The organism is Glutamicibacter sp. JC586, assembly GCF_009805585.1.
Classification (GTDB): domain Bacteria; phylum Actinomycetota; class Actinomycetes; order Actinomycetales; family Micrococcaceae; genus Glutamicibacter.
In genome coordinates, this window is record NZ_VHIN01000017.1 from 13,213 (window position 1) to 33,429 (window position 20,217).

Consider the following 20,217-nt stretch of genomic DNA (forward strand, 5'->3'; position numbering starts at 1 on the left):
GCTGAGATTTCACTACTGCTGAAAAGTAATTAAGCGATAGGTGGGGTGACGCCGTACAGGCGATCGCCGGCATCTCCCAGACCTGGGATGATGTACGACTTTTCGTTCAGCTTCTCATCCAGCGAAGCAAGCACGATGTGCACGCGATCGTCGCCGCCGTGGATTTCTTCCAGACGAGCAACGCCCTCGGGGGCAGCGATCAAGCAGATGCAGGTGACAGATTCGGCTCCACGATCGAAGATGAACTTGATCGCTTCAGCCAAGGTTCCACCGGTGGCAAGCATTGGGTCAAGAACGAATACCTGACGGCCGGTCAGATCGTTAGGCACGCGATCGGCGTAGGTGATGATGTCAAGGGTTTCTTCGTTGCGAGCCATGCCCAGGAAGCCAACCTCTGCGGTCGGAACCAGTCGGGTCATGCCTTCGAGCATGCCCAGTCCTGCGCGCAGGATGGGAACTACCAGCGGGGTCGGCTTGGCGATGGCGGTACCGATGGTGGTGGCGACCGGGGTCTGAACTTCAACGCTTTCGGTGTTCACCTCACGAGTCGCCTCGTAGGCCAGCAGGGTGACCAGTTCGTCAGTGAGCTGACGGAAGATCGAAGACGGGGTGTTCTTATCTCGAAGAACCGAAACCTTGTGTGCCACCAATGGGTGGTCGACTACCTGTACGCGCATAAATAGAAATCTATCAGCACCACTATCGCTGAATCGATAGAAATCCCCGATTTTCCGCACTTAAACGAGAATGATGTGCCCAAAGAAACAGGAAACGGGCACCAGCACGTAAAGTGAAAGCACTATGGTGCACGAATACGATGCTTGGATGGACCTCGCGCTAGCCGAGGCACGCGCGGCGCTAGCCACCGATGATGTGCCGATCGGTGCCGTCATCGTCTCCCCTTCAGGGGAGGTTCTGGCAACCGGGCGCAATGAACGCGAAGCTATTAAGGACCCGACCGCCCATGCTGAAGTGGTCGCGATTCGCAACGCGGTGCGCGCTCTGGAAGCCCGTGGCAAAGACGATGGCTGGCGACTTTCTGACTGCACCTTGGTGGTCACCCTCGAACCCTGCGCGATGTGCGCCGGTGCGATCGTGCTATCCCGAATTCCCAAACTTGTCTTTGGCGCTTGGGATGAAAAGGCTGGAGCTTGCGGTTCAGTATTCGACATTGTGCGAGAGCCACGCCTGAACCATTGGGTCGAGGTCTATTCGAGGGTCAAAGAGCAGGAATGCGCTGAACTCTTACGCACGTTCTTCCGCTCCAAACGTACCTAGTCACGTTCGTTGGTGTGTTTCGAGCCACTTAGCGCCGAATATCGGGTACTCGTTTTTGTATTCACCTTTAGTTCGGTATAGAGTTATCAGGTCTGGTGACGTGTCCGAGCGGCCGAAGGTGCAACACTCGAAATGTTGTGTACGGTAACCCCGTACCGTGGGTTCAAATCCCACCGTCACCGCCAATGAAAACCCCGGAAATCCTTTGGATTTCCGGGGTTTTGCTTTGCCTGAACGCTGTTGGAATTTAGTTAGAGAACAAGTCAGTGAGCTTGCCCTTGGCATCCCACAGCGCCAAGGAGTCTCCCCCGTTGTTCAGCACGCCGGAGCCATCAACGTAGAACGCTTCGTCGCTGTTGGTCCCTGGGCCGGAATAGACGCGAAGCTTTTGCCCCGGAGCCAGCTCGTAACCTTCACCGATCTGCAACTTGTTGTTGGCTGCATCGCGAATCAGATAGCCGCTGACGTCGATGGTACGGCTGCCGGTGTTCTCCAAAATGACGTGTTCGCCAATTTCTGGGACCGTATCGTTGCCCGGAACGTCATTAACGGCCCCCGAAATCACGACTCCGTTGTTGGCGGGGAAGACTTTCTTACCGTCCAAGTGCCGGTCAATCTGCTGCGGGAAGTCACCGGTGATTCGCTCGACGCCCAGCGCCAACGCATCATCGACGACTTCTTCAGAGTCAACGGTATAGACACCTAGTCCTAATCCGGCGTCTTTCACACGTTGTGCACCAGCAGCGTCAAGAGTTCGGTAGCTGGTTCCGAACGCATCAGCATACGTTGCGTAGTGTTCCAGCTCCTGAGCCGAAGGAACTGTACCGGTTAGTTGCTGCAATGGAACTTCGGGAGCTAGCTGCGCAAAACGTTCATTGGATGCCGCGTCGAATCCGAGAACTTCGATCTTTCCTGCGTCGAGAAGTTCCTTCCACTCGGCGTCCTTGGCTAGTGCATCGGCGACGACCTGCTCGACGCCAGGTGACTTGGCTGGGTCCTTGATCTCGATGAACACACCCGTTTCACCGGTCAACGCCCCGGGAACATCATCAAATTGTGGAATCTTGGTGCCGACAAATTTTCCGGAGAAGTACGAACCTGCGTCGAGCTGCTGAAGTTCATCCCACGTAAATGAGGTGATGGGGTCGTTCGCTCGATCTGGGAACACATCTTCAACGTTGGTGGTGCGAGCTGGTGTGCCGTCATGGAAGATGAACGGCACACCATCTTTGGAAAGCTGAACATCGATTTCAACAAACTCTGCTCCGGACTGGCTTCCTGCCTTCAGAGCCGGGAGCGTGTTCTCCGGTGCTACACCGGCCGCCCCTCGATGTCCGATTACCAATGGAGAGGATTCAGCGGACTCGATGTTGGAGGCTAATGCTGGAGTGGATAATCCTGCAACCAAGCAGAGCGTCGCAGTACCCACAGTAATATTGCGCAGTTTCATGATGGCCTTCCTACGGCGTCATTAATGAACACCGGCCATACTTCCGCGCAGTAGTGGCTACCAATTCAAGATCAGTTGAATCAGAGATTAATCTTAACTACTCGATGTCGTGATCTTGGATCTGAGTTTCGAGATTCGTACCGTTAAGCTCCAGGTAAATCTGACCTTCAGTGACTGAAACAGACATGGTGTTACGTCGCGTCAGGGCATGGACTGCATCATCAATAAAAGAAGACTCGAACGAGCGGAAACGGATATCTTCCGATTGGTGAATAGTCTTGCCCCGCCATGACGAAATCAATTTGGCAGGATCGCGGTGGGTGTAAATGGCGGTACGTTCTGCTCGCTTGCTGCCCAAATGCAAGCGTTGAGCATCGGGTGCGCCGACTTCAATCCATGCCGTGATGAGTCCGGTTAGATCCTTGACGAGAATTGCAGGTTCATCTCCGGTGGACACACCGCCTGCAGAAAAAGTGATTCCTTCTTCATATTCCAAGCAGTAAGTGAGGACTCGGGTCACCATGTAGGCGTCGGTTTCGGAAGGGTGCTGAGCAACTCGAAGGGATAGATCCTCATAAACCCCGCGATCTACGTCAGCAAGTTGAATCTCAAAAGTGTGCATAGTCGCGCCAATAGCCATAGTTATCGAGTTTACCGTGGGCATGAGCTTGCCAAGGCATGTTCAGTCACTGGTGAAGCTAGGAGGCGTCAGGAAACCTGAAGAAAATCTGAGGTCGCTTCCCTAATTTTTTATCTAACTTCCGCACTTCGATCTGTTCGGTGAGCTTGTTTTCAGCTCTTACTAATCCGATGAGTGGAGGGGCAGTTGATTCAAACTCGACGTCCCCCGGCGGCTTGATCCTGATCTTGTGAGGATTTTCCTGGACGACTTCTTCAGTCCACCCCGGCGCTTCCTTGGCGTAGTTGCAACAGTCGCATTTCATTCCGCCATTGATTGAGCTCGTTTTTCCACCTTTGCAATGTTGCTCAATGTGATCCGCATGCCGGGGTTTGTTATTGCAATAGGGAGTCCGACAATACGGGTCTCTCAGCTCTAGAAACTTTCTTAATGAACCTTTGAAGAGACGTTCTTTGGAATCCATCGCTACTAGGTCTTTCCCACCGGGCACAATGTAAAGCCGCCGAATCACTGGGTAAGCCCGGATCCACTGACGCAACTCTTCGAGGTCCGAGGTTGGAGTGTGCTCATCGAACTGCGCGAAGGTTCCCATAATGCGCCGTGCATATCTTGCCGGCACGCTACCGTATCCACGGATTGAGGCTGGCTCTTCTCCGTCTAACAACAGCGCCAGGTCAGTCATGACGAGATTGACGTGAAGCTTAATTGGTAGCGGCGCATCATATGGGTGGCCGGTTATCTTAGCCACCAAGATGTCTGCTTTCAGTTGCTTGATGGTGCGCGGATCTCCGGATTTTTTGGCCTTCTGCGCCTCGTGTTCCAAAGCGGTCTCTATGGCCACGCCTACTTCTACGGGCAGCTGAACGTTCATGTTCACGCAGTCTTTTCCTTTGCGGAAGGCTACGCCGCGATGCTTCTTCTTGCGGTCCATTTCTTCATCGCGTTCTTCACCACGCGCTTCATCTATGGCCTTTTGAACGATGTTGTGAGCCTCTTTAGCGCCGGCATTATCAAACAGAGTGCGATTGTGAGCAAAGAAGTTATCAAAGTCCCTGCGCTCAAACGGTTCAACGTCATCAAGTGGAGCCAAAATGGACATCATCAGCTTTTCGCTGAAGTCTCCTTTTTCAAACCGAGAAAAGAGATATGGCATATCCGAGATCATAAAACGCATGCGCCGTACATAGGCGAGAGAAGCGTGCTGCGAACGCCTACGAGCCATTGCAACCTGGTGGGCAGTTCCACGTTGTTTTGTCGTGATCTGCTTTTCTGTGGTTTCTTCATTGACAACGTCAATGTGCGTCGACAAACGTGCTTGGACCGATTCGAGGAATGAGATTTGAGACTCGAGTTTCTGAAGCGCGATCTCAGAAAATGTTGGATCGTCTTGGATGAGAGCCAGATGAACCAGGGCGTGATCTTCTGAAGATAGGCACGGGGACCTACCGAAGCTGGTTCCTACCGGAATCCCATCTTCGATATTATCTCTAAACACGCCATTGTCTTCGAACATATATTCATTATACGCTCATAATTACCAAAATCACAGGGTTTTCCACAAGGGTGAACCGTGAGATCGTCGAGATATATTCGAACACTTCTCCGTATTATGAATCGTTGTCCGGGTGCTCGTCGGCCCATTGATGCGCACGCGAAACTAACTGTTCAGCGAGGGACGAAAGCTCACTTTTGCCGCTACCCAGAGCTACACCGAGCAAAAAAGTGCTCAGCGGCGCGGCCGGCCGAGCGACTTCATGGGCAACATGTTTAGCAACGTCCAAGACGGTTGCGATGTCGACGTCAGAAGAATCTAAGTCCAATTCTTTGGCCGCGGCTTCGAGCCAGCCGTTCAGTGCTTCGGGAGGTAGGTGCTGTGCCATTATCATTCCTTGTCGTTCTGGCGGGCGCGAGCAAGCGCCTGCGGGGTATCAATGTCGTCGGTGATTTCATCATCCACCCCAAGCTGCGCCAAATCTAGCTGGCCGAGAGCACGGCGCACCGGTGCGTTGATGAGTTGCTCGCCAAGTTGAGCACAGGCCGCCGCCACAGCGTCGGTGCGGTATAGGCCGGCGAGCCACTGTGTATACCCTTGGGCGTCGCGCAGCACTAGACCGTCGGCGGCTCGCTGCTCTTCATTCTCTAACAAAGCGGCAATTACCGCGTCGGGATGCTGCAGATCGCAGGCGAGAATCAGGCACCAGTCGCTGGTGACTTGGCCTATGCCAGCGGCGATGGAAGCCAACGGACCGGCAAACGGCGGGTCCTCACGCAGCACCGTATCGGCTAGTGCACCCGCGGAATCATCGCCGATCACCACTACGCGAGCTACACCGGCGCGACGGGATGCGCCGATAACGCGGTCCACAAGGCGCTGGCCGGCCACGAGCAGTTCGGGTTTACCGGCGCCGCCCAGACGGGTACCGCGGCCGCCGGCAGGGATCAACGCGTCGAATGTTCCGGCAATGATGCGCTCAGTCACGGCGCGATCCGCAAGACTTCGACGGTGTCGCCGGGGTGAATCTCTTCGATGCCTGCTGGGACAAGTGCGTAGCCCTGGGCCGAACCGAAACCACCGACCGAATGCGAGATACGGGAGGCAGCCACTGCCGGGGCGCATTGAAGCTGGCTGCCGTGTTGCAGATCCCCGTGCTGAAAAACAATAGGCAAGACTTGAAGTCGGTTGCCGGCGGCCCTCCAACCCACGGCAGCGACAGCCTGTAGGCGCGGACGCTGAACCTGGGCGTGACCCTGCATGGCGCGTAGCGCGGGGCGGACAAAAAGTTCGAAGCTGGCCGCCGCGCTGACCGGGTTGCCCGGCAAGGCGAAAATCATCGCACCACCGGCCAAACGTCCAGCACACTGCGGTTGGCCTGGGCGAACACGCACGCGAGTGGCGGTGACCCCCGGCTCGTCGGCTAAGACTTGGCGCATCACGTCGAAGTCGCCAGGACCCACCCCGCCGGTACTCAGGATCGCGTCGTGGATCGGTGCGAGCTTAGCGAGTTGTTCGCGCACGGCCTGAGGCTCATCAACACAGTGCACGATCGTGGCCGCACGGATTCCTGATTCGGCGAGCAGGCCGGCGATCAGTAGCGAATTGGTTTCCGGGATTTGTCCGCGGCTAAGTTCTTGGCCGGGCGGACGCAGCTCGGCGCCGGTGACCAGCACGGCCACCTTGGGGGCGATGCGTACCGTCAGCTCACTAGCGCCAGCAGCGGCCAGTGCCGAAAGCCGCGGCGCGGTGAGCTCATCTCCGGTGAGCGCGATCAGATCGCCGGCGCTCTTATCTTCGCCGCGCTGGCGAATGTCTTTGCCGGCGGCAACCGGCAATTTGATCTGCACGCTGGACACCTCCCAGCCGGTGTCCGCCGCGCTGGTGTCCTCGATGCGCACCACCGCGTCGGCGGTCGTGGGAAGCGGGGCGCCGGTCATGATTTTTACGCACTGGCCTTTGGCAATCTCCGGGTCGCGACTGCTGCCGGCGGGGATTTCGCCGATCACTTCTAAACTCACCGGGGCGCTGTCCGAGGCGGTGGTTGTATCGGCGCTACGCACCGCAAAACCATCCATCGCCGAGTTATCCCACAGAGGCAGAGGATGCTGTGCGTGCACGTCGCTGGCCAAGACCGCGCCGAGCAGCGCGGGGCCAATTTTTAGGGTGGCCGGAGGCAACTGGCGGACTAGGCAGAGCAGTCGGGCGCTATGTTCCTCGACGCTGATGGTCTGGTGGGAGCCGGGCATTAAGGCCTCTCTACTGCGGTGCTGGGCGGGATAGCCGGAAGGGTAGCGACCACCGCGCGCATAAAGCGGTTGGCCGGGGCGGAAAACACCTGGGCTACGGGGCCCGAATCGAGTATCTGGCCGCGTTCCAAGACCAGTAGTTGGTCGGCCAGCGCGAGGGCGTCGGCGGCCGAATGAGAGATGACGATGGCGCTGGTTGAAGTACGGGTCAACTCCTCGCGCACCAGGGCGCGCATATCCATGGCTGCTTCAACATCCAGCGAGGCGAAGGGCTCATCGATCAACAGTAGCTTGGGTCGGGCAGCCAGGGCTCGGGCCAGGGCGATGCGCTGGCGCTGTCCGCCAGAAAGCGCGGCCGGGCGCGAGCCTGCCAGTTCGACCAGGTCCAAACGCTCTAGCCAGGCTGCGGCGCTGCGCAGCGCTGCGGCCTTGTCCTGCCCACCGGCTCGGGCGCCAAAGGCGATGTTTTTGAGCGCGTCCAGATGTGGGAACAGGTGCGGTTCCTGACCGAGCAGCCCCACCCCACGCTGGTGCGGAGCTAGATGCACACGAGCATCGGCCAACAACTTGCCGTCGAGTTCGATCCGCCCGCGGCTAATCTGTTGGATTCCGGCGATCGCGTTGACGATGGTGGACTTTCCCGAACCGCTCGGGCCCATAATCGCCAGCGTTGTGCCGGAAAGAACCTCAAAGGCCACCTTCACCTCAAAGCCGGTGCGGGGCACGGTGAAGTCGGCCTTCAACCTCATTTCACTGCCCCCGGACGCCAGGCACGCACGCACAAGAGCACCAGCACCGCGGTGGCCAGCAACAACAAGGAGAGCGCAACAGCGGTATCTCGTCCGGTGCCCGCACCATTAAACGCGGTGTAGATCGCCAGTGGCATGGTTTGAGTGACCCCGGGAGCGTTACCGGCGAACAGCGCGGTGGCCCCAAATTCGCCGATGGCCCTCGCGAAGCACAAGATCACCCCGGCCACCAGACCGGGGGTGGCCATCGGCAGGGTAATGCGGCTGAGCACCATCCACCGTCCGGCACCCAGGGTCGCGGCGGCCTGTTCATAGCCGGTGCCGGCTGCACGCAATGAACCTTCGATCGAGAGCACCAAAAAGGGCAGGGCCACAAAACTTTGGGCGATCACCACCGCGGCGGTGGAAAAAGGCAGGGTGATCCCCCACAGCGAATCAATCAGTTGCCCCACCGGGCTGGTGCGCCCAAAAAGGAAAAGCAGCGCTACCCCGCCGACCATCGGCGGCAAAACAAGAGGAACAGCAATCAGCGCACGCAACAGTTGCGCGATCTTCGGGCTACTGCGGGCGATCACCAGGGCCAGCGGCACCCCGAGCACCGCACACAGCGCAGTGGCCGCCAAGGACGTGCGCAACGAAAGCCACAGCGCCGAAAGGGCTTGTGCGCTGGTGACATCGGAAATAATCGTGGGCCAACTAGCGCGGGAGAGCAAGGCGAGCAGCGGCAAAATCAGTAGGGCCACCGCCAGCACCGCCGGGGCGAAGGTCAGAGGCGGTACGCGTAACCCGGTGTCACTAGCCATTACCCTGCGCGGCTCCAGTGCCAAAACCGTACTCACTCAGAATTTTTTGACCGCGCTCGCCGGTGACAAAGTCGAGGAACTCGCCCGCGGCCGGATTATCGTCCAGCGTGGCGATCGGGTACTTATTCACTACCTTCGCCGACCCTTCGGGCACGATGGATTTCAGGTCCGGTTCGTCTATTACATCGGTGGCGTAGACCAGACCGGCATCGGCTTCCCCAGCGGCCAGCTTCTGCACTACGGCGGTGACATTCTGCTCTTCACTCACCGGGGTCACTTTGACCCCAGCATTTTTCAGTAATTGCTGCGAAGCATGGCCACAAGGCACCTTCGAAGCGCACAGCACCGTATCGGCGTCCGCCAAATCCTCCAACGAGGTGATGTTGGCCGGATTGTCTTTGGGCACCGCGATCACTAGGGTATTGCTGGTAAAAATAGTTGCCTTGTTGCCGATCCCTGCCTTGCTCACCGTGTCCATATTGTTTTCATCAGCCGAGGCGAAGACATCCACATCGGCGCCTTCCACAATCTGAGTGGCCAGGGTTGACGAGCCGTCATAATTGATGCCGGCGATCTTCACGTCCGGATGCTCCGCTTGAAATTCTTTGGCGATCTGGTCGAACGCATCATGCAATGAAGCGGCCGCAGAGACCGTAATTGTTTGCTGATCGGCCGGTTTATCACTGCTACAACCGGAGAGGGCAAGGGCGGCCATAGCGCCTGTCACAAGGATTCGAACAGGCAGTGGCCGAGTGTTGCGCATAAATTCTCCAGTGCTTAAGCTTTTTGCCCATGCTACAAGACTGATTGTTGTATTACTTGCTCGTCTTCCTCGGTTACCTCCGGGCAGTTACGCTGGTAGTTATGACAGTTCAACCGGCCGGGGATATCACCGACGCCCGCGGGCGGCCCCTGCATGACTTGCGGATCTCGGTGACTGACCGCTGTAATTTCCGTTGCGTCTACTGCATGCCCAAGGAAATTTTCGGTCGCGACTTCGCTTTCCGTGAGCGTTCTGAGCTGTTGAGTTTCGAAGAGATCGAACGTCTGGCCCGGGTTAGCGTATCCCTTGGCGTGAGAAAGCTGCGGCTGACCGGTGGCGAACCATTATTACGCCGTGGCATTACCGAACTTGTTTCGATGCTCTCCAGATTGCGCACCCCAGAAGGTGCACCGGTGGATCTAGCCATGACCACCAATGGCTCGGCCCTGCCTAAGATGGCGCAGTCGCTGAAGGACGCCGGCCTGAACCGTGTCACCATTTCGCTGGATTCCCTGGATGATGCCAAGTTCAAGGCGATCAACGACGTGAACTTCCCGGTCTCCAAGGTTCTGGAAGCCATCGAGGTGGCCCGCGAGGTCGGTCTGGGTCCGGTGAAAATTAATACCGTGGTTAAGCGCGGAGTCAACGACGATGAGATCCTAAAACTCGCCGAGCACTTCCGAGGCACCGGGGCGATCCTGCGCTTCATTGAGTACATGGACGTGGGCACCACCAACGGCTGGAAACTTGATGAGGTGTTGCCCTCGGCCGAAGTGGTTTCGATGATCAACGAACGTTGGGCGCTAGAACCTGTAACGAAGTCCGAACCCGGTGAAACCGCCAACCGCTGGCGCTATGCCGATGGCGCCGGCGAAATCGGCGTGATCTCCAGTGTCACCAATGCCTTCTGTGGCAATTGCTCTCGCTCGCGCGTTTCTGCCGAGGGGCAGCTGTACACCTGCCTGTTTGCCGGATCCGGTTATGACCTGCGCAAGTTAATGCGCGATGGGATCAGCGATGAGGATCTAGCCAAGGCGTTGACCGGGCACTGGCGCAAACGCGATGACAACTATTCCGAACTGCGCGCCGCGCTGACTCCGGGAAACCGCAAGCGCATCGAGATGTCTTACATCGGGGGCTAGGGGTTATTCTTGCGATTTAGTCGCCGTGCTGCGCTTATGGCTTCTTCTGCGACAATCGCATAATTTTCCTTGCTCTGGGACAACGGTATCGAGTCTTCTCCATACTTGTCGTACGCGAGTTCTAGTAATTCGCTGGAGTCGCTGAGCCGTAGAGCGTTCACTAGGTGCCCTAAGTCAAGAATGTCTTTATCGCGCTCGGCCGCCAGCTTCATGGCAGCCAAGGTCTGCAAATCAGCAACTTCGACTGCGGAAAGAATCGAATCCGATGCGAGTAGTAGGCATCGATATCTTCCGTGGCACGATCGATCAGACCATGAAGAAGCAGGGCCGAGCCGCCGACGACTCTAATTTTCACGCTGAGTCCCAGCTCATTCAAACGCCGTTCGAGTTCTGCGAGCAATTCAACGACTTTCTCTCGTCTCAGGCCCGATCCATTCATGCTGTTCCCAAGCTCCGTTGTCGCATCCACACGTTCAGTTCTCGAAGTTCTGGAGGCGTTTCAGCGCGAATCAGCTTTTTCATCTTCTCCCGTACTGGGTACAGCTTCTCCGAGAGGAACACTGCTTCCGATGGGCGTGCAATGTCCGCAGCCCACCGCGGGACTGGCGTATTGGTCTGACTCGAAATCCACTTGGTTACGGCCGCTAGTGCCACTTGGTATTGCCAGTCTTCCAATTCAGGCGACTGCGCCAAGAGAGGGCGCCCTTCTGCGAGGGATTCGGTCGAATATTCGCTGATAAGACGCAGCGCGAACTCGAAATCTTTGGCTTCCAAGGTCTCGCGAAAGCCTTCAGCTATTTCAGTGCCCCGGTCATTGATGCCTCGGTCATTAATAATGCGTAGTCCAGGTTCTTCAAACCCAAGTCGCTTCAGAACCTTGAACACTAGACCCAAAGCTACCGTTTCTTTTCCCGATTCCAGGTCAACGATGAACTTGCGAGAAACGCCTACCGATTTTGCCAAGGTAGCTTGGGACAGACCCAGGACACCACGTTGGGTCCGGATCTTATCCGCCAAGCTTGCGACAGTGAACGGTGAGGTTTCCATACACAAACTATGTCACCGTACGGTGACATAGTCCACGAGTTTGATAGCCACCTGTTGTCAGCCCATTGACTTCTGGCCATCCAGGGATTCCCGAATAATGTCCGCGTGCCCCGAATGCTGGGTGGTTTCGGCGATGATGTGCAGCAAGGTGCGGCGCACCGACCAATGGGTATCGACAAACCATGGGGCCGAGGGCAGCTCGTGCACGGTATCCAGGTCCACAACAGCTAGTAGTTCGTCGGTGCGGGCGGCAATCTGCGAGTAGTTTTCTAGCAGCTCTTCCACAGTGTCACCGTCCTGCATGCGGAATTCGTTGAGGAACAGTTCGACCGCTTCAGGAGGCATGTCGTTGAAATCTGCTCCATCCCACGCCATGGCCGCACGGCCCTTGAGCATAAATTCTTGCCACTGCTTTTCCACTGCGCTCACATGTTTGATCAAGCCGCCAAGGGTCAATTCACTCACGGTTGTGCGCTGCGCAGCCTGCTCATCATTCAAGGACTGGACGGTAAAACGCAGGAAATGCCGTGCGTTGCTCAGTGCCTGGAACAGGTCGGCGCGTTCGCCGGTCAGCGTGGTGTTGGTGATGGCCATGGTGCTCATGATTGCCTCCTGGCAAAATCTGCAGCCGGTATTTCCAGCTGGTATTAACCAGAGTAGAAGTGAAAAGTGCCATTTTCTGTCCTAAATCAAGGCAGACTTATTGCATGAGCACCAGCACCAGATTTTTGCGCTTGCTCTCGTTGTTGCAGACCCATCGTTATTGGTCTGGAGACGAGCTGGCCGAGCGCTTAGAAGTCAGCCTGCGCACTGTTCGCCGGGACATCGACAGGCTGCGCGATCTGGGTTACCCAGTACAAGCCGATCGCGGCGTGGGTGGTGGTTATCAGTTAGCCTCAGGAGCGGCATTACCTCCACTTGTGCTCGACGACGAGGAAGCCGTGGCATTGGTGGTCGCATTGCAGTCCACCGTGCACGGCGGATCGTCAATGCTGGCTGAAGCGGCGCTGCGGGCATTGGGCAAAGTTGTGCCGGTCCTCCCTGCCAGATTGCGTCAGCGAGCACACGCTTTGACCGGGAGTACAGTTCCACTCAATTCGTCGTCCGCTGCGCAAGAGCCCGTGGATCCCGGGGTACTGGTGGCCTTCGCCCAGGCCTGCCGCGATCATGAACGAATCACTTTCGACTACAAGGACGCCAAGGGAGCAGCGAGTGCGCGCAGGGTAGAACCGGCTCAACTGGTGAATGTGGGCAACCGATACTATCTGGTGGCCTTTGATTTGGATCGCGATGATTGGCGCAGCTTTCGTGTGGACCGTGCACAAAACGCCTCACCCAGGACCCTGCGGTTTACACCCCGCGTCGTGCCCGGTGGAGATGCGGCAAGCTTCGTTCGCGCTGGACTGCGTGGTAGCGGACAACCAGATGTGAGCGCGCGGATCCATGCCAGCGCCAAGAAGTTGGAGCCATTGATCGGGCGCTGGTTCCAGATCGAGGAAATCGATGCGGACAGTTGCCTAGTGCGCACCGAGAATATGGATCTGCATTGGGCAGCATTTGGTCTTGCCATGGGTCAAGCCAAGGTCAGCGATGTTCAGCCAAAGGAACTGCGCACACTCCTGGATACGTGGGTGAAGGATCTCAGCGCGTAATTGTTGCCGTGGTGTCAGTTCTCCGAATCTCAGTGAAAGTTGTGAGATGCAACAAACTTTGCCCCGGATTCCCCTGAGAGGCAATCGCGGGGAGTATAGTCACTGGCGTGTCGATGATCTTCAAATCATTCAGATTAAACCTCTCACTAGCTAATACTTAAAGATTTAATCATCAGCACGGCAATATTTATCGTCGCTCCCACCGCGACCACGAAAGGCTGATTCATGACCATTGCCGACTTCGCTAGCGATGCACAAGCCATGCTTCCCGAGCTAATTGATCTTCGTCGCGCGCTTCATGCTGATCCCGAGCTCGGGCTCGATTTGCCACGCACTCAGCAAAAAGTCCTCGCCGCCCTCGAAGGGCTCCCACTGGAAATCAGCACGGGAACGCGCACCAGCTCGGTCACCGCAGTGCTTCGAGGAGCACTGCCAGGTCCAACGGTATTGCTTCGCGGAGACATGGATGCGTTGCCGGTGAACGAAGAGACCGGGCTGAACTTCGCCTCTGCCAATGGCAACATGCACGCTTGCGGACACGACCTTCATACCGCGGGCCTCGTAGGCGCTGCAAAGTTGCTCTCCGCACGGGTCAATGAGCTTCATGGCTCAGTAATCTTCATGTTCCAGCCGGGCGAAGAAGGCCACGGTGGAGCGAAGATCATGATCGAGGAAGGTCTGTTGAATGCAACCGGCGAGCGTCCCGTGGCTGCCTACGCTATCCACGTAGCACCTGGCCCACGAGGGATCTTCGGAACCCGAGGCGGTCCAGTTGCTGCCGGTTCAAACCAACTGACGGTCAACCTGCATGGACGTGGCGGCCACGGTTCGCAGCCACACCTGACTTTGGACCCGGTACCAGCAGCTGCCGAAGTAGTTCTGGCGCTGCAGAGTTTTGTGACTCGACGGTTTAACGCATTCGACCCAGTTGTCCTGTCAATCACCCGCATGAACACCGGTGACGGCGCCATTAACGTCATCCCGGAAAGTGTTGAGATCGCAGCGACCATCCGCAATATGTCGCACGCTTCGTTGGACATCCTAAAAGAAGGATTGCCCCGGATCATCAACGGCGTAGCTGCAGCCCACGACCTAGCAGCGGATCTCAGCTTTGAAACGATGTACCCAGTCACCGTCAACGACGCTACCGAAACCGATGGAGCACTGGAAACTCTGCGCGGGCTATACGGTGAGCAACGTGTGGCGATCATGCCGTCGCCAATGATGGGCTCCGAGGACTTTGCATTTGTGCTCGACGAAGTGCCCGGCACCTTTATCGGGTTGATGACTTCGCCGGCTGAAATGACCGCCGAAAAGATCGAGTGGAACCACTCTCCACGGGTCATCTTTGATGACACGATTCTCGGGGATCAGGCAGCAGCCTTGGCAGCGATTGCGTTTGAGCGTACTGCCCGCTGAGCCTTGGGTGCTGCGCGCTAATTCTTGAGAATTACAGTGGTTTGGGTTCCCGCATACTCAAACCCAGCGCGCAGCGCCGTTCTGATCGACGCGAAATTCTCGACGTGCACGCGCCACTGAGGAATTAGGCCCGCGTCTATCGCATGCTTTTGGGCAATGGCAACTGACTGAGAGCCGAGTCCGATTTGCCGGCTGGCTGGTGATACGAGCGCCCCGAGGTGGGCCACGGTATCTTCCCACACGTCGTAGCCAGCACCTGCCACAGGCACCGGTTCTTCCTCAGAATCGCTAAGCAAAGTGAAGGTATTTTCCATCTGGCTCAACCGACTTCTGCGGTATCTGCGGGCGGGCAGGCTGCTTCGAGTTCAACGGCATGCGCTCGTGCACGGCTGACCTTTGCATTCGGCGATGGCAGTGTTGGTACTGAATCGCTGTAGTACAGCTTCGCCTCCCCGAGAGCCCGCCCACCATAGAGAGTACTGAGCTCCAACAGTTTCGCGTGGCTGGTCAGGTCCGAATCGGGAAGGTTTCGGCCAGCTTCCATGGCGCATGAAGGACCCAGCAAGATCCCCGTGCCGAACAGCGAAACGAACATGAGCACGGCACTATCGTTCTTTTCGCGATAGATGCGGCTCTCTCCCCGGGCCAAGGCTTCTGTCGATACTCCAAGGATCGATGCCCAAGATTGCCGGATAGTCGCGATGGTGTCGGGTTGAAGCGTCATGTCGAAAGACTAGCGGACTGCACGCTATTGATGCCCAGCCTGGAACGGACAGAAAACGTCCTAAGGACGAACGCGATCAATAGAACGTCCAGTGCGAGGATGGCTATCAGTGACCCGTGAGCCGCCACCCACATCAGGTTTGAGTGCGGGAGTATTAGTTCTGGGGCCACATGTGAGCCGGTTTCTGCGCCGCTGATCGCTTCACTATCCAGCCGATGCCACAACAAGTAGAAGATGATGAAGCAAATATTCAACATCAACAGGGTCAGAGCGGCGAGGAATCCATAAACTTTTCGCTCTGGAACTAGAATTCAAAACCTTCCAACAGTTTCTGAGCAGTAATGTTTTCAAGCCAAAAGTACGAATGAACCGCCAACAGAATGTCATCTACTAGCTCGTCTGTTGCTGGTGCGCCACGAAGGGCAATGATGACACTCGTGGCAGTCGCGATCGCTGAATTCTGACTCGTCCTGTCGAATTCAGCTCCGGCGAGGGCTAGCAAGTAGTCGTGTGCCAGGGTACGTAGATTCTGACCGGAGAGATTTTTCCGTGGCAGGTAGCCTAGTGCCTGTTGCATCTGCCCAGCAGCCGTCTCCTTATCAGGAATCGGCGTACATTGTTGTTGAAGTCTAGACAGCAAATGTTCGTCTTTGAGGACTTCACCCGGAATAATTTCCCTGTAGTCGGTTACGCTCCCTGGGTCACAGAATTCCTTAACCATGGTCTACTTCCTCTACAGCCCAACCCATTCAGAGCTACCGGAAGTAAAGTGCTGCTTCTTCCAGATGGGAACCTCAGCCTTAATGCGCTCCACCAGGTTCTCGATGGCGTCGAACGCTTCCTTGCGGTGAGCGGCCGCCGAGGCAGCCACCAACGCGGCATCCCCAATTTTCAACGGACCCACGCGATGTACTGCAGAGAGTTTGAGCCCAGTGCGTTCTTCTTCCTCGGCGATGATCTTCTCAAGGAAGTCCTGCGCCTGCGGGTGGTGCGAGTAGTCCAAGGAGGTCACCGATTGACCACCGTCGTGATTGCGAATAATTCCATGGAAGAGGACCACGGCGCCGGCTGTATCGGACTGCACGGCATCGCGGACCGCGGCCTCGTCGATAGGTTCTTCGGTAATCAGCGCGTAGCTCATGAGCGGGCTCCTTCGGTGTGTGCGGGTTCGGCCAATAGCTGCGGGGCTACCTCGGCCAGTGCGGGAAGCCCGCCTTCAAGATAATTCGTAGTGATGCCGCGACCGGCAAGCAAGGAAGCCGCACGTTGTGAACGCGGACCTCGGGCACAGTAGACCGTCACTTGCTCGGGAATCTGTTCCAGATCTGCACCGGATTCGATGGCCGCTTCCAGATCAGGTAGCGGTAAATGCAAGGAACCAGCAATGTGTTGCTGTGCGCGTTCGTCATCATTGCGCACGTCCAACAAAACTGGAGCGTCAGTCTCGGCCAGCAATTCGGCGAGCGCCGTCGCGTCGATGCCTTGGGCTTCGGGCAATGAACCGGAGCAGAAGAGCACGTAGTCGATCAGCTCGGTGACTTGTGTTCCCTGCGGATCTCGCGCGAATTCGAGGGTCCTGGTGCTGGCGGCCAGTGCGTCATAGATCAATACTTTGCCCACCAGCGGGGTGCCAATTCCGGCGATCAACTTCAAGGCTTCGGTGGCCAGCAGCGATCCGATGGTGCCGCACAATCCAGGCAGCACTCCCCCGGCGGCGCAGTCGGGAACGGTACCCGGCGCCGGCGGCACCGGGAAAAGATCACGGTAGCCGGGCCCATGCTCATGCCAGGCCACAGACACTTGTCCGTGGTGCTGGAGGATGGAACCCCAGACCAGTGGGATGCCCGTGAGCTGAGCTGCGTCATTAGACAGGTACCGGGTCGGGAAGTTGTCACTTCCGTCGATGACCAAGTCATAATTGGCAAAAATTTCGAGTGCGTTTGATGAGTCCAAACGCAAGTTGTGCTCGATGATTTTTACATTCGGATCCAGCGCTGTGGCAGCTTGGGCCAGTGAAGCGGTCTTGGCTAGGCCGATGTTAGCGGTGGTGTGGGTGACCTGGCGGTGCAGATTGGATAGCTCCACCACGTCGTCATCAACGATGCCGATGGTGCCCACCCCGGCTCCGACTAGATAAGGAACGCTCGCGCTACCCAGACCCCCGGCGCCGATAACCAGTACCCGGGCTGCGGCAAGTCTGCGCTGTGCGGTGTCATCAAATCCAGGCAAGCTCAGTTGGCGCGCGGCTCGTGCCGCCTGTTCTTCGCTCAGTGCTGGCCCTGGGGTGACCAGTGCGGGAAAGTCGCGTTCGCTTTTCATCGTGCTCCTTATCGCTGTGGCGCGATAGCATGAAGTCATGTCGAGAATTACGATACGCTACTTCGCTGCCGCGGCGGCGGCTTCGGGTACCGAAGAGGAAATATGGGATCGCCCTGAAACCTTGGCACAGTTGCGCACCGAGCTGATCGACGCATACGGCACCGATATGGCCCAGGTCTTGCGTGCCGGAAGTTTCCTCATTAATGGCGTGGTACGCCGTGATGCCGGCGAACTGGGCACTGCCCGCGACCTAACGGTGGACGTGCTACCACCATTTGCAGGCGGATAACCGATGACCTGCACCCTAGAAAAGCATCGCGCCGAGCTTGAAGCACTACTGTCTCCGGTTTTTTCTTCCTTAACCAGTGAAGTGTTGTCCACCGACAGCCACGAGGTCCTTGACCGGGTTCTCAGCGAGGATGTGTATGCGCTGTTGCCGATCCCTGCCTTCACCAATTCGCAGATGGATGGTTATGCAGCGCGCAGTTCGGATTTGGCTCAAGCGACGGCCGGATCCCCTGTCACCTTGCCTCTTGGATTCACTGCGGCCGCTGGCGACCCGCAGATCTCGCTAGCTGCGGGAACCGTCAGCCCGGTGATGACCGGTGCGATGATCCCCGATGGTGCCGATACCGTGATCCCGGTAGAAGAGTCTGCAGCGGGCCGCTTCCCGGAATTAGTCCGAGCAAACCAAGGCACCCCGACCGGTCACGCCGAATTCACTGCGCCCAGCGAACCGGGCCGCTTTATCCGTCCTGCCGGCGTTGATCTTGAAGCCGGAGCATTGGTGGCCAAGGCCGGAACCCGGCTGACCCCAACCATGATCGCGGCATTGGTTTCCAGCGGAGTACGCGAAGTTCCGGTCCGTCGCGCTCTGAAGGTCGCTGTGTGCACCACCGGGGATGAGCTCAGCGACGACCATCGCACCCAAGGCCAAATCCCGGACTCCAACTCCCCCATGCTTGTTGCGTGGTTCTCTCGCTATCAGGTGCAGGTACGCACCCTGCAATTACCTGATGATCCCCAGCGCTTCGCTCTGGCTATTGATGCATTGCAGGAACAAGTTGATCTGATTTTGACCGTAGGCGGTATCAGCGCCGGAGCCTACGAGGTGGTTCGCCAAGCCTTGTCACCATTGGGCGGCACCTTCCACCATGTAGCTATCCAGCCTGGCGGCCCGCAAGGTTTCGCCCAGCTACCTCAAGCCGCAGTCCTGTGCTTCCCCGGTAACCCGGTGAGTGCCCTGTTGTCAGCCGAGCTGTTTCTTGCCCCGCTACTGCGCAAGCTCAACGCGTTGCCTGAACCACTATCTCAGCAGTATTCATTGGCAGCGGATGTGACCTCACCCGAGCATAAACATCAGGTGCGTCGGGCGGTGATCCGTGATGGTCTAGTGGAGATCTTGGATCCGGGGTCGCATCTAGTTCACGACCTAGCCCGCGCCGACGCGTTGGTGCATATCCCGGTGGGCGTCAGCCAACTGAGCACCGGGCAGCAAATTGAAACTTGGAGCATGAATGTCTGAAAAACTCACCCACCTGCGCGAAGACGGCAGCGCCCACATGGTCGATGTTAGCGATAAAGCTGTCACCAAGCGCGTTGCTACTGCCGAGGCCATCTTTGCCACCCGTGAAGACGTGGTTCCGCTGCTGATGACCGGCAACCTGCCCAAGGGTGAAGCGCTGGGCACCGCCCGAGTCGCCGGCATCATGGCAGCCAAGCGAACCTGGGAATTGGTTCCGCTGTGCCACCCGCTGCCGATTTCTAAAGTCTCCATCGACTTCGAGGCCCAGGATTCTGCGGTACGCGTTGTCGCACAGGTGACCACCAAGGGCGTTACTGGGGTGGAGATGGAAGCGTTGACCGCAGCCAGCGTAGCCGCGTTGACCCTCTACGACATGGTCAAGGCCGTCGATAAGCACGCCGAGGTCCGCTCCGTGAAGGTCTTGGCAAAGTCTGGCGGCAAAAGTGGCGACTGGGTTCGTGAAGACTAACCGTCAAGCCAGCGTAGTGGTTGCCTCGACCAGCGCTGCCGCCGGGATAGCCGAGGACAAGACTGGCCCGCTGATCAGTCGATGGCTGCGTGAGCGCGGGTTCCAAGTGGTAGAACCGTTGGTGGTAGCCGATGGCCAGCCGGTACGTGATGCCGTTCAAAAACAACTGGTCCCTGGCACCTCGGTTGTTATTGTTACCGGTGGCACCGGTGTCTCCCCCGATGATCAGTCCCCCGAAATGGTTGAACCACTTTTGGACTTGCAACTTCCAGGAATCATCGAAGCCATCCGGCGCCGTGGCGAAGCCTCAACTGCGCTGTCAATCATCACCCGCGGAGTGGCTGGCTTTGCTGGTGAAACCTTTGTAATCACGCTGCCCGGGTCCACCGGCGGAGTCAAAGACGGGCTAGCCGTGCTGGATACAGTCCTAGAGCATCTGCTTACCCAACGTAGCGGTGGCGCCGGCCACGGACCGCGCTAGGCACCCGCTAAATTA

Annotated in this window: 27 protein-coding genes and 1 tRNA gene; 9 read left to right on the forward strand and 19 right to left on the reverse strand. The window is 57.5% G+C overall.

The genetic code is table 11. The annotated features are described in order from the left end of the window. Positions 1–29 precede the first annotated feature (29 nt). Entirely contained in the window at positions 30–677 is a 648-nt protein-coding gene (upp, locus tag FJV47_RS11970; protein WP_159613311.1) for a uracil phosphoribosyltransferase, read from the reverse strand. A gap of 124 nt (positions 678–801) precedes the next feature. Between upp and tadA the strand changes: the two genes are divergently transcribed. Then, a complete protein-coding gene (gene tadA, locus FJV47_RS11975; protein WP_159613313.1) occupies positions 802–1,278 on the forward strand; it encodes a tRNA adenosine(34) deaminase TadA in 477 nt (158 codons plus the stop codon). Between the two features lie 94 nt (positions 1,279–1,372). Next, positions 1,373–1,463: transfer RNA gene (locus FJV47_RS11980), tRNA-Ser, on the forward strand. Between the two features lie 62 nt (positions 1,464–1,525). On the opposite strand, the gene FJV47_RS11985 is transcribed toward FJV47_RS11980, so the two are convergent. The 9 genes from FJV47_RS11985 to modA all read right to left on the reverse strand — a co-directional run bounded on the left by FJV47_RS11985 (position 1,526) and on the right by modA (position 9,376). Continuing rightward, positions 1,526–2,728, reverse strand: coding sequence for a glycerophosphodiester phosphodiesterase family protein (locus tag FJV47_RS11985; protein WP_159613315.1), 1,203 nt, complete (start codon positions 2,726–2,728; stop codon positions 1,526–1,528). 97 nt (positions 2,729–2,825) lie between these two features. After that, positions 2,826–3,368, reverse strand: coding sequence for a YaeQ family protein (locus FJV47_RS11990; protein WP_159613317.1), 543 nt, complete (start codon positions 3,366–3,368; stop codon positions 2,826–2,828). Positions 3,369–3,426: 58 nt separating this feature from the next. Beyond that, complete coding sequence (locus tag FJV47_RS11995) at positions 3,427–4,881, reverse strand: DUF222 domain-containing protein (protein WP_159613319.1); 1,455 nt, start codon at positions 4,879–4,881, stop codon at positions 3,427–3,429. Between the two features lie 94 nt (positions 4,882–4,975). Further along, on the reverse strand, positions 4,976–5,248 hold the full coding sequence (locus FJV47_RS12000) for a DUF6457 domain-containing protein (RefSeq protein WP_235026444.1): 273 nt from the start codon (positions 5,246–5,248) through the stop codon (positions 4,976–4,978). A 2-nt stretch (positions 5,249–5,250) separates the two neighbouring features. Further along, positions 5,251–5,847: a molybdenum cofactor guanylyltransferase gene (locus FJV47_RS12005; RefSeq protein ID WP_159613323.1), complete on the reverse strand. Its 597-nt coding sequence runs from the start codon at positions 5,845–5,847 to the stop codon at positions 5,251–5,253. Beyond that, a complete protein-coding gene (gene glp, locus FJV47_RS12010; protein WP_159613325.1) occupies positions 5,844–7,109 on the reverse strand; it encodes a gephyrin-like molybdotransferase Glp in 1,266 nt (421 codons plus the stop codon). Before glp (FJV47_RS12010) ends, FJV47_RS12005 begins: the two co-directional genes overlap by 4 nt. Continuing rightward, positions 7,109–7,858, reverse strand: a complete 750-nt coding sequence (locus FJV47_RS12015; protein WP_159613327.1) for an ATP-binding cassette domain-containing protein — start codon at positions 7,856–7,858, stop codon at positions 7,109–7,111. The genes glp (FJV47_RS12010) and FJV47_RS12015 overlap by 1 nt, the downstream gene beginning before the upstream one ends. After that, positions 7,855–8,661 (reverse strand): ABC transporter permease, encoded by an 807-nt coding sequence (locus FJV47_RS12020; protein ID WP_159613328.1) that lies wholly within the window; start codon positions 8,659–8,661, stop codon positions 7,855–7,857. Before FJV47_RS12020 ends, FJV47_RS12015 begins: the two co-directional genes overlap by 4 nt. Further along, positions 8,654–9,376, reverse strand: coding sequence for a molybdate ABC transporter substrate-binding protein (modA, locus tag FJV47_RS12025; protein ID WP_235026445.1), 723 nt, complete (start codon positions 9,374–9,376; stop codon positions 8,654–8,656). The genes FJV47_RS12020 and modA overlap by 8 nt, the downstream gene beginning before the upstream one ends. A gap of 149 nt (positions 9,377–9,525) precedes the next feature. On the opposite strand from modA, the gene moaA reads away from it, so the two are divergent. After that, positions 9,526–10,566, forward strand: coding sequence for a GTP 3',8-cyclase MoaA (moaA, locus tag FJV47_RS12030; RefSeq protein WP_159613332.1), 1,041 nt, complete (start codon positions 9,526–9,528; stop codon positions 10,564–10,566). Here moaA and FJV47_RS16615 read toward each other — a convergent pair. From FJV47_RS16615 to FJV47_RS12045, 4 genes are read right to left on the reverse strand one after another with little or no spacing between them, the layout of a single operon-like run. Then, on the reverse strand, positions 10,563–10,796 hold the full coding sequence (locus FJV47_RS16615; RefSeq protein ID WP_235026446.1) for a hypothetical protein: 234 nt from the start codon (positions 10,794–10,796) through the stop codon (positions 10,563–10,565). The two genes, moaA and FJV47_RS16615, sit on opposite strands and share 4 nt — an antisense overlap. Continuing rightward, the gene (locus FJV47_RS16620; RefSeq protein WP_235026447.1) at positions 10,775–11,005 is read right to left on the reverse strand and encodes a DUF6036 family nucleotidyltransferase; all 231 of its coding nucleotides are present in this window, start codon (positions 11,003–11,005) and stop codon (positions 10,775–10,777) included. Before FJV47_RS16620 ends, FJV47_RS16615 begins: the two co-directional genes overlap by 22 nt. Beyond that, a complete protein-coding gene (locus FJV47_RS12040) occupies positions 11,002–11,613 on the reverse strand; it encodes a helix-turn-helix domain-containing protein (protein ID WP_159613334.1) in 612 nt (203 codons plus the stop codon). Before FJV47_RS12040 ends, FJV47_RS16620 begins: the two co-directional genes overlap by 4 nt. Positions 11,614–11,670: 57 nt before the next feature. After that, complete coding sequence (locus tag FJV47_RS12045; RefSeq protein WP_200832010.1) at positions 11,671–12,216, reverse strand: DinB family protein; 546 nt, start codon at positions 12,214–12,216, stop codon at positions 11,671–11,673. A 104-nt stretch (positions 12,217–12,320) separates the two neighbouring features. On the opposite strand from FJV47_RS12045, the gene FJV47_RS12050 reads away from it, so the two are divergent. Together FJV47_RS12050 and FJV47_RS12055 are read left to right on the forward strand one after the other, a co-directional pair. Next, positions 12,321–13,265: a YafY family protein gene (locus tag FJV47_RS12050; protein ID WP_159613336.1), complete on the forward strand. Its 945-nt coding sequence runs from the start codon at positions 12,321–12,323 to the stop codon at positions 13,263–13,265. A 225-nt stretch (positions 13,266–13,490) separates the two neighbouring features. After that, positions 13,491–14,684: a M20 family metallopeptidase gene (locus FJV47_RS12055; RefSeq protein ID WP_159613338.1), complete on the forward strand. Its 1,194-nt coding sequence runs from the start codon at positions 13,491–13,493 to the stop codon at positions 14,682–14,684. Positions 14,685–14,701: 17 nt separating this feature from the next. On the opposite strand, the gene FJV47_RS12060 is transcribed toward FJV47_RS12055, so the two are convergent. From FJV47_RS12060 to FJV47_RS12080, 5 genes are all read right to left on the reverse strand, one after another. Beyond that, positions 14,702–14,998, reverse strand: a complete 297-nt coding sequence (locus tag FJV47_RS12060) for a GNAT family N-acetyltransferase (protein WP_235026466.1) — start codon at positions 14,996–14,998, stop codon at positions 14,702–14,704. A gap of 5 nt (positions 14,999–15,003) precedes the next feature. Beyond that, positions 15,004–15,408 carry a hypothetical protein gene (locus FJV47_RS12065; protein WP_159613342.1) on the reverse strand — a complete coding sequence of 135 codons (405 nt, stop codon included), beginning with the start codon at positions 15,406–15,408 and terminating at the stop codon, positions 15,004–15,006. 304 nt (positions 15,409–15,712) lie between these two features. Then, positions 15,713–16,129, reverse strand: a complete 417-nt coding sequence (locus tag FJV47_RS12070; protein ID WP_159613344.1) for a hypothetical protein — start codon at positions 16,127–16,129, stop codon at positions 15,713–15,715. 12 nt (positions 16,130–16,141) lie between these two features. Next, the gene (locus FJV47_RS12075) at positions 16,142–16,549 is read right to left on the reverse strand and encodes a molybdenum cofactor biosynthesis protein MoaE (RefSeq protein WP_159613346.1); all 408 of its coding nucleotides are present in this window, start codon (positions 16,547–16,549) and stop codon (positions 16,142–16,144) included. After that, positions 16,546–17,727 (reverse strand): ThiF family adenylyltransferase, encoded by a 1,182-nt coding sequence (locus tag FJV47_RS12080; RefSeq protein WP_159613348.1) that lies wholly within the window; start codon positions 17,725–17,727, stop codon positions 16,546–16,548. The genes FJV47_RS12075 and FJV47_RS12080 overlap by 4 nt, the downstream gene beginning before the upstream one ends. Positions 17,728–17,764: 37 nt before the next feature. On the opposite strand from FJV47_RS12080, the gene FJV47_RS12085 reads away from it, so the two are divergent. The 4 genes from FJV47_RS12085 to FJV47_RS12100 are packed head-to-tail and all read left to right on the forward strand — an operon-like array spanning position 17,765 to position 20,202. Beyond that, the gene (locus tag FJV47_RS12085) at positions 17,765–18,016 is read left to right on the forward strand and encodes a MoaD/ThiS family protein (protein WP_159613350.1); all 252 of its coding nucleotides are present in this window, start codon (positions 17,765–17,767) and stop codon (positions 18,014–18,016) included. A 3-nt stretch (positions 18,017–18,019) separates the two neighbouring features. Continuing rightward, entirely contained in the window at positions 18,020–19,252 is a 1,233-nt protein-coding gene (gene glp, locus FJV47_RS12090; protein WP_159613352.1) for a gephyrin-like molybdotransferase Glp, read from the forward strand. Further along, complete coding sequence (gene moaC, locus FJV47_RS12095) at positions 19,245–19,721, forward strand: cyclic pyranopterin monophosphate synthase MoaC (protein WP_159613354.1); 477 nt, start codon at positions 19,245–19,247, stop codon at positions 19,719–19,721. The genes glp (FJV47_RS12090) and moaC overlap by 8 nt, the downstream gene beginning before the upstream one ends. Next, on the forward strand, positions 19,711–20,202 hold the full coding sequence (locus tag FJV47_RS12100) for a molybdenum cofactor biosynthesis protein B (RefSeq protein WP_159613356.1): 492 nt from the start codon (positions 19,711–19,713) through the stop codon (positions 20,200–20,202). The genes moaC and FJV47_RS12100 overlap by 11 nt, the downstream gene beginning before the upstream one ends. Positions 20,203–20,217 lie beyond the last annotated feature (15 nt).

Bases quoted from the DNA above. Each gene is read 5' to 3' on its own strand.
- FJV47_RS11990 (WP_159613317.1), bottom strand. From the start codon at position 3,368: ATGGCTATTGGCGCGACTATGCACACTTTTGAGATTCAACTTGCTGAC.
- FJV47_RS12040 (WP_159613334.1), bottom strand. From the start codon at position 11,613: ATGGAAACCTCACCGTTCACTGTCGCAAGCTTGGCGGATAAGATCCGG.
- FJV47_RS11985 (WP_159613315.1), bottom strand. From the start codon at position 2,728: ATGAAACTGCGCAATATTACTGTGGGTACTGCGACGCTCTGCTTGGTT.
- FJV47_RS11995 (WP_159613319.1), bottom strand. From the start codon at position 4,881: ATGTTCGAAGACAATGGCGTGTTTAGAGATAATATCGAAGATGGGATT.
- modA (WP_235026445.1), bottom strand. From the start codon at position 9,376: ATGGCCGCCCTTGCCCTCTCCGGTTGTAGCAGTGATAAACCGGCCGAT.
- FJV47_RS12080 (WP_159613348.1), bottom strand. From the start codon at position 17,727: ATGAAAAGCGAACGCGACTTTCCCGCACTGGTCACCCCAGGGCCAGCA.
- FJV47_RS12065 (WP_159613342.1), bottom strand. From the start codon at position 15,408: ATGACGCTTCAACCCGACACCATCGCGACTATCCGGCAATCTTGGGCA.
- FJV47_RS12020 (WP_159613328.1), bottom strand. From the start codon at position 8,661: ATGGCTAGTGACACCGGGTTACGCGTACCGCCTCTGACCTTCGCCCCG.
- FJV47_RS12045 (WP_200832010.1), bottom strand. From the start codon at position 12,216: ATGAGCACCATGGCCATCACCAACACCACGCTGACCGGCGAACGCGCC.
- glp (WP_159613352.1), top strand. From the start codon at position 18,020: ATGACCTGCACCCTAGAAAAGCATCGCGCCGAGCTTGAAGCACTACTG.
- FJV47_RS12070 (WP_159613344.1), bottom strand. From the start codon at position 16,129: ATGGTTAAGGAATTCTGTGACCCAGGGAGCGTAACCGACTACAGGGAA.
- FJV47_RS12055 (WP_159613338.1), top strand. From the start codon at position 13,491: ATGACCATTGCCGACTTCGCTAGCGATGCACAAGCCATGCTTCCCGAG.
- upp (WP_159613311.1), bottom strand. From the start codon at position 677: ATGCGCGTACAGGTAGTCGACCACCCATTGGTGGCACACAAGGTTTCG.
- FJV47_RS12015 (WP_159613327.1), bottom strand. From the start codon at position 7,858: ATGAGGTTGAAGGCCGACTTCACCGTGCCCCGCACCGGCTTTGAGGTG.
- tadA (WP_159613313.1), top strand. From the start codon at position 802: ATGGTGCACGAATACGATGCTTGGATGGACCTCGCGCTAGCCGAGGCA.
- FJV47_RS12075 (WP_159613346.1), bottom strand. From the start codon at position 16,549: ATGAGCTACGCGCTGATTACCGAAGAACCTATCGACGAGGCCGCGGTC.
- FJV47_RS16620 (WP_235026447.1), bottom strand. From the start codon at position 11,005: ATGAATGGATCGGGCCTGAGACGAGAGAAAGTCGTTGAATTGCTCGCA.
- FJV47_RS12060 (WP_235026466.1), bottom strand. From the start codon at position 14,998: ATGGAAAATACCTTCACTTTGCTTAGCGATTCTGAGGAAGAACCGGTG.
- moaA (WP_159613332.1), top strand. From the start codon at position 9,526: ATGACAGTTCAACCGGCCGGGGATATCACCGACGCCCGCGGGCGGCCC.
- FJV47_RS12000 (WP_235026444.1), bottom strand. From the start codon at position 5,248: ATGGCACAGCACCTACCTCCCGAAGCACTGAACGGCTGGCTCGAAGCC.
- FJV47_RS12050 (WP_159613336.1), top strand. From the start codon at position 12,321: ATGAGCACCAGCACCAGATTTTTGCGCTTGCTCTCGTTGTTGCAGACC.
- glp (WP_159613325.1), bottom strand. From the start codon at position 7,109: ATGCCCGGCTCCCACCAGACCATCAGCGTCGAGGAACATAGCGCCCGA.
- FJV47_RS12085 (WP_159613350.1), top strand. From the start codon at position 17,765: ATGTCGAGAATTACGATACGCTACTTCGCTGCCGCGGCGGCGGCTTCG.
- moaC (WP_159613354.1), top strand. From the start codon at position 19,245: ATGTCTGAAAAACTCACCCACCTGCGCGAAGACGGCAGCGCCCACATG.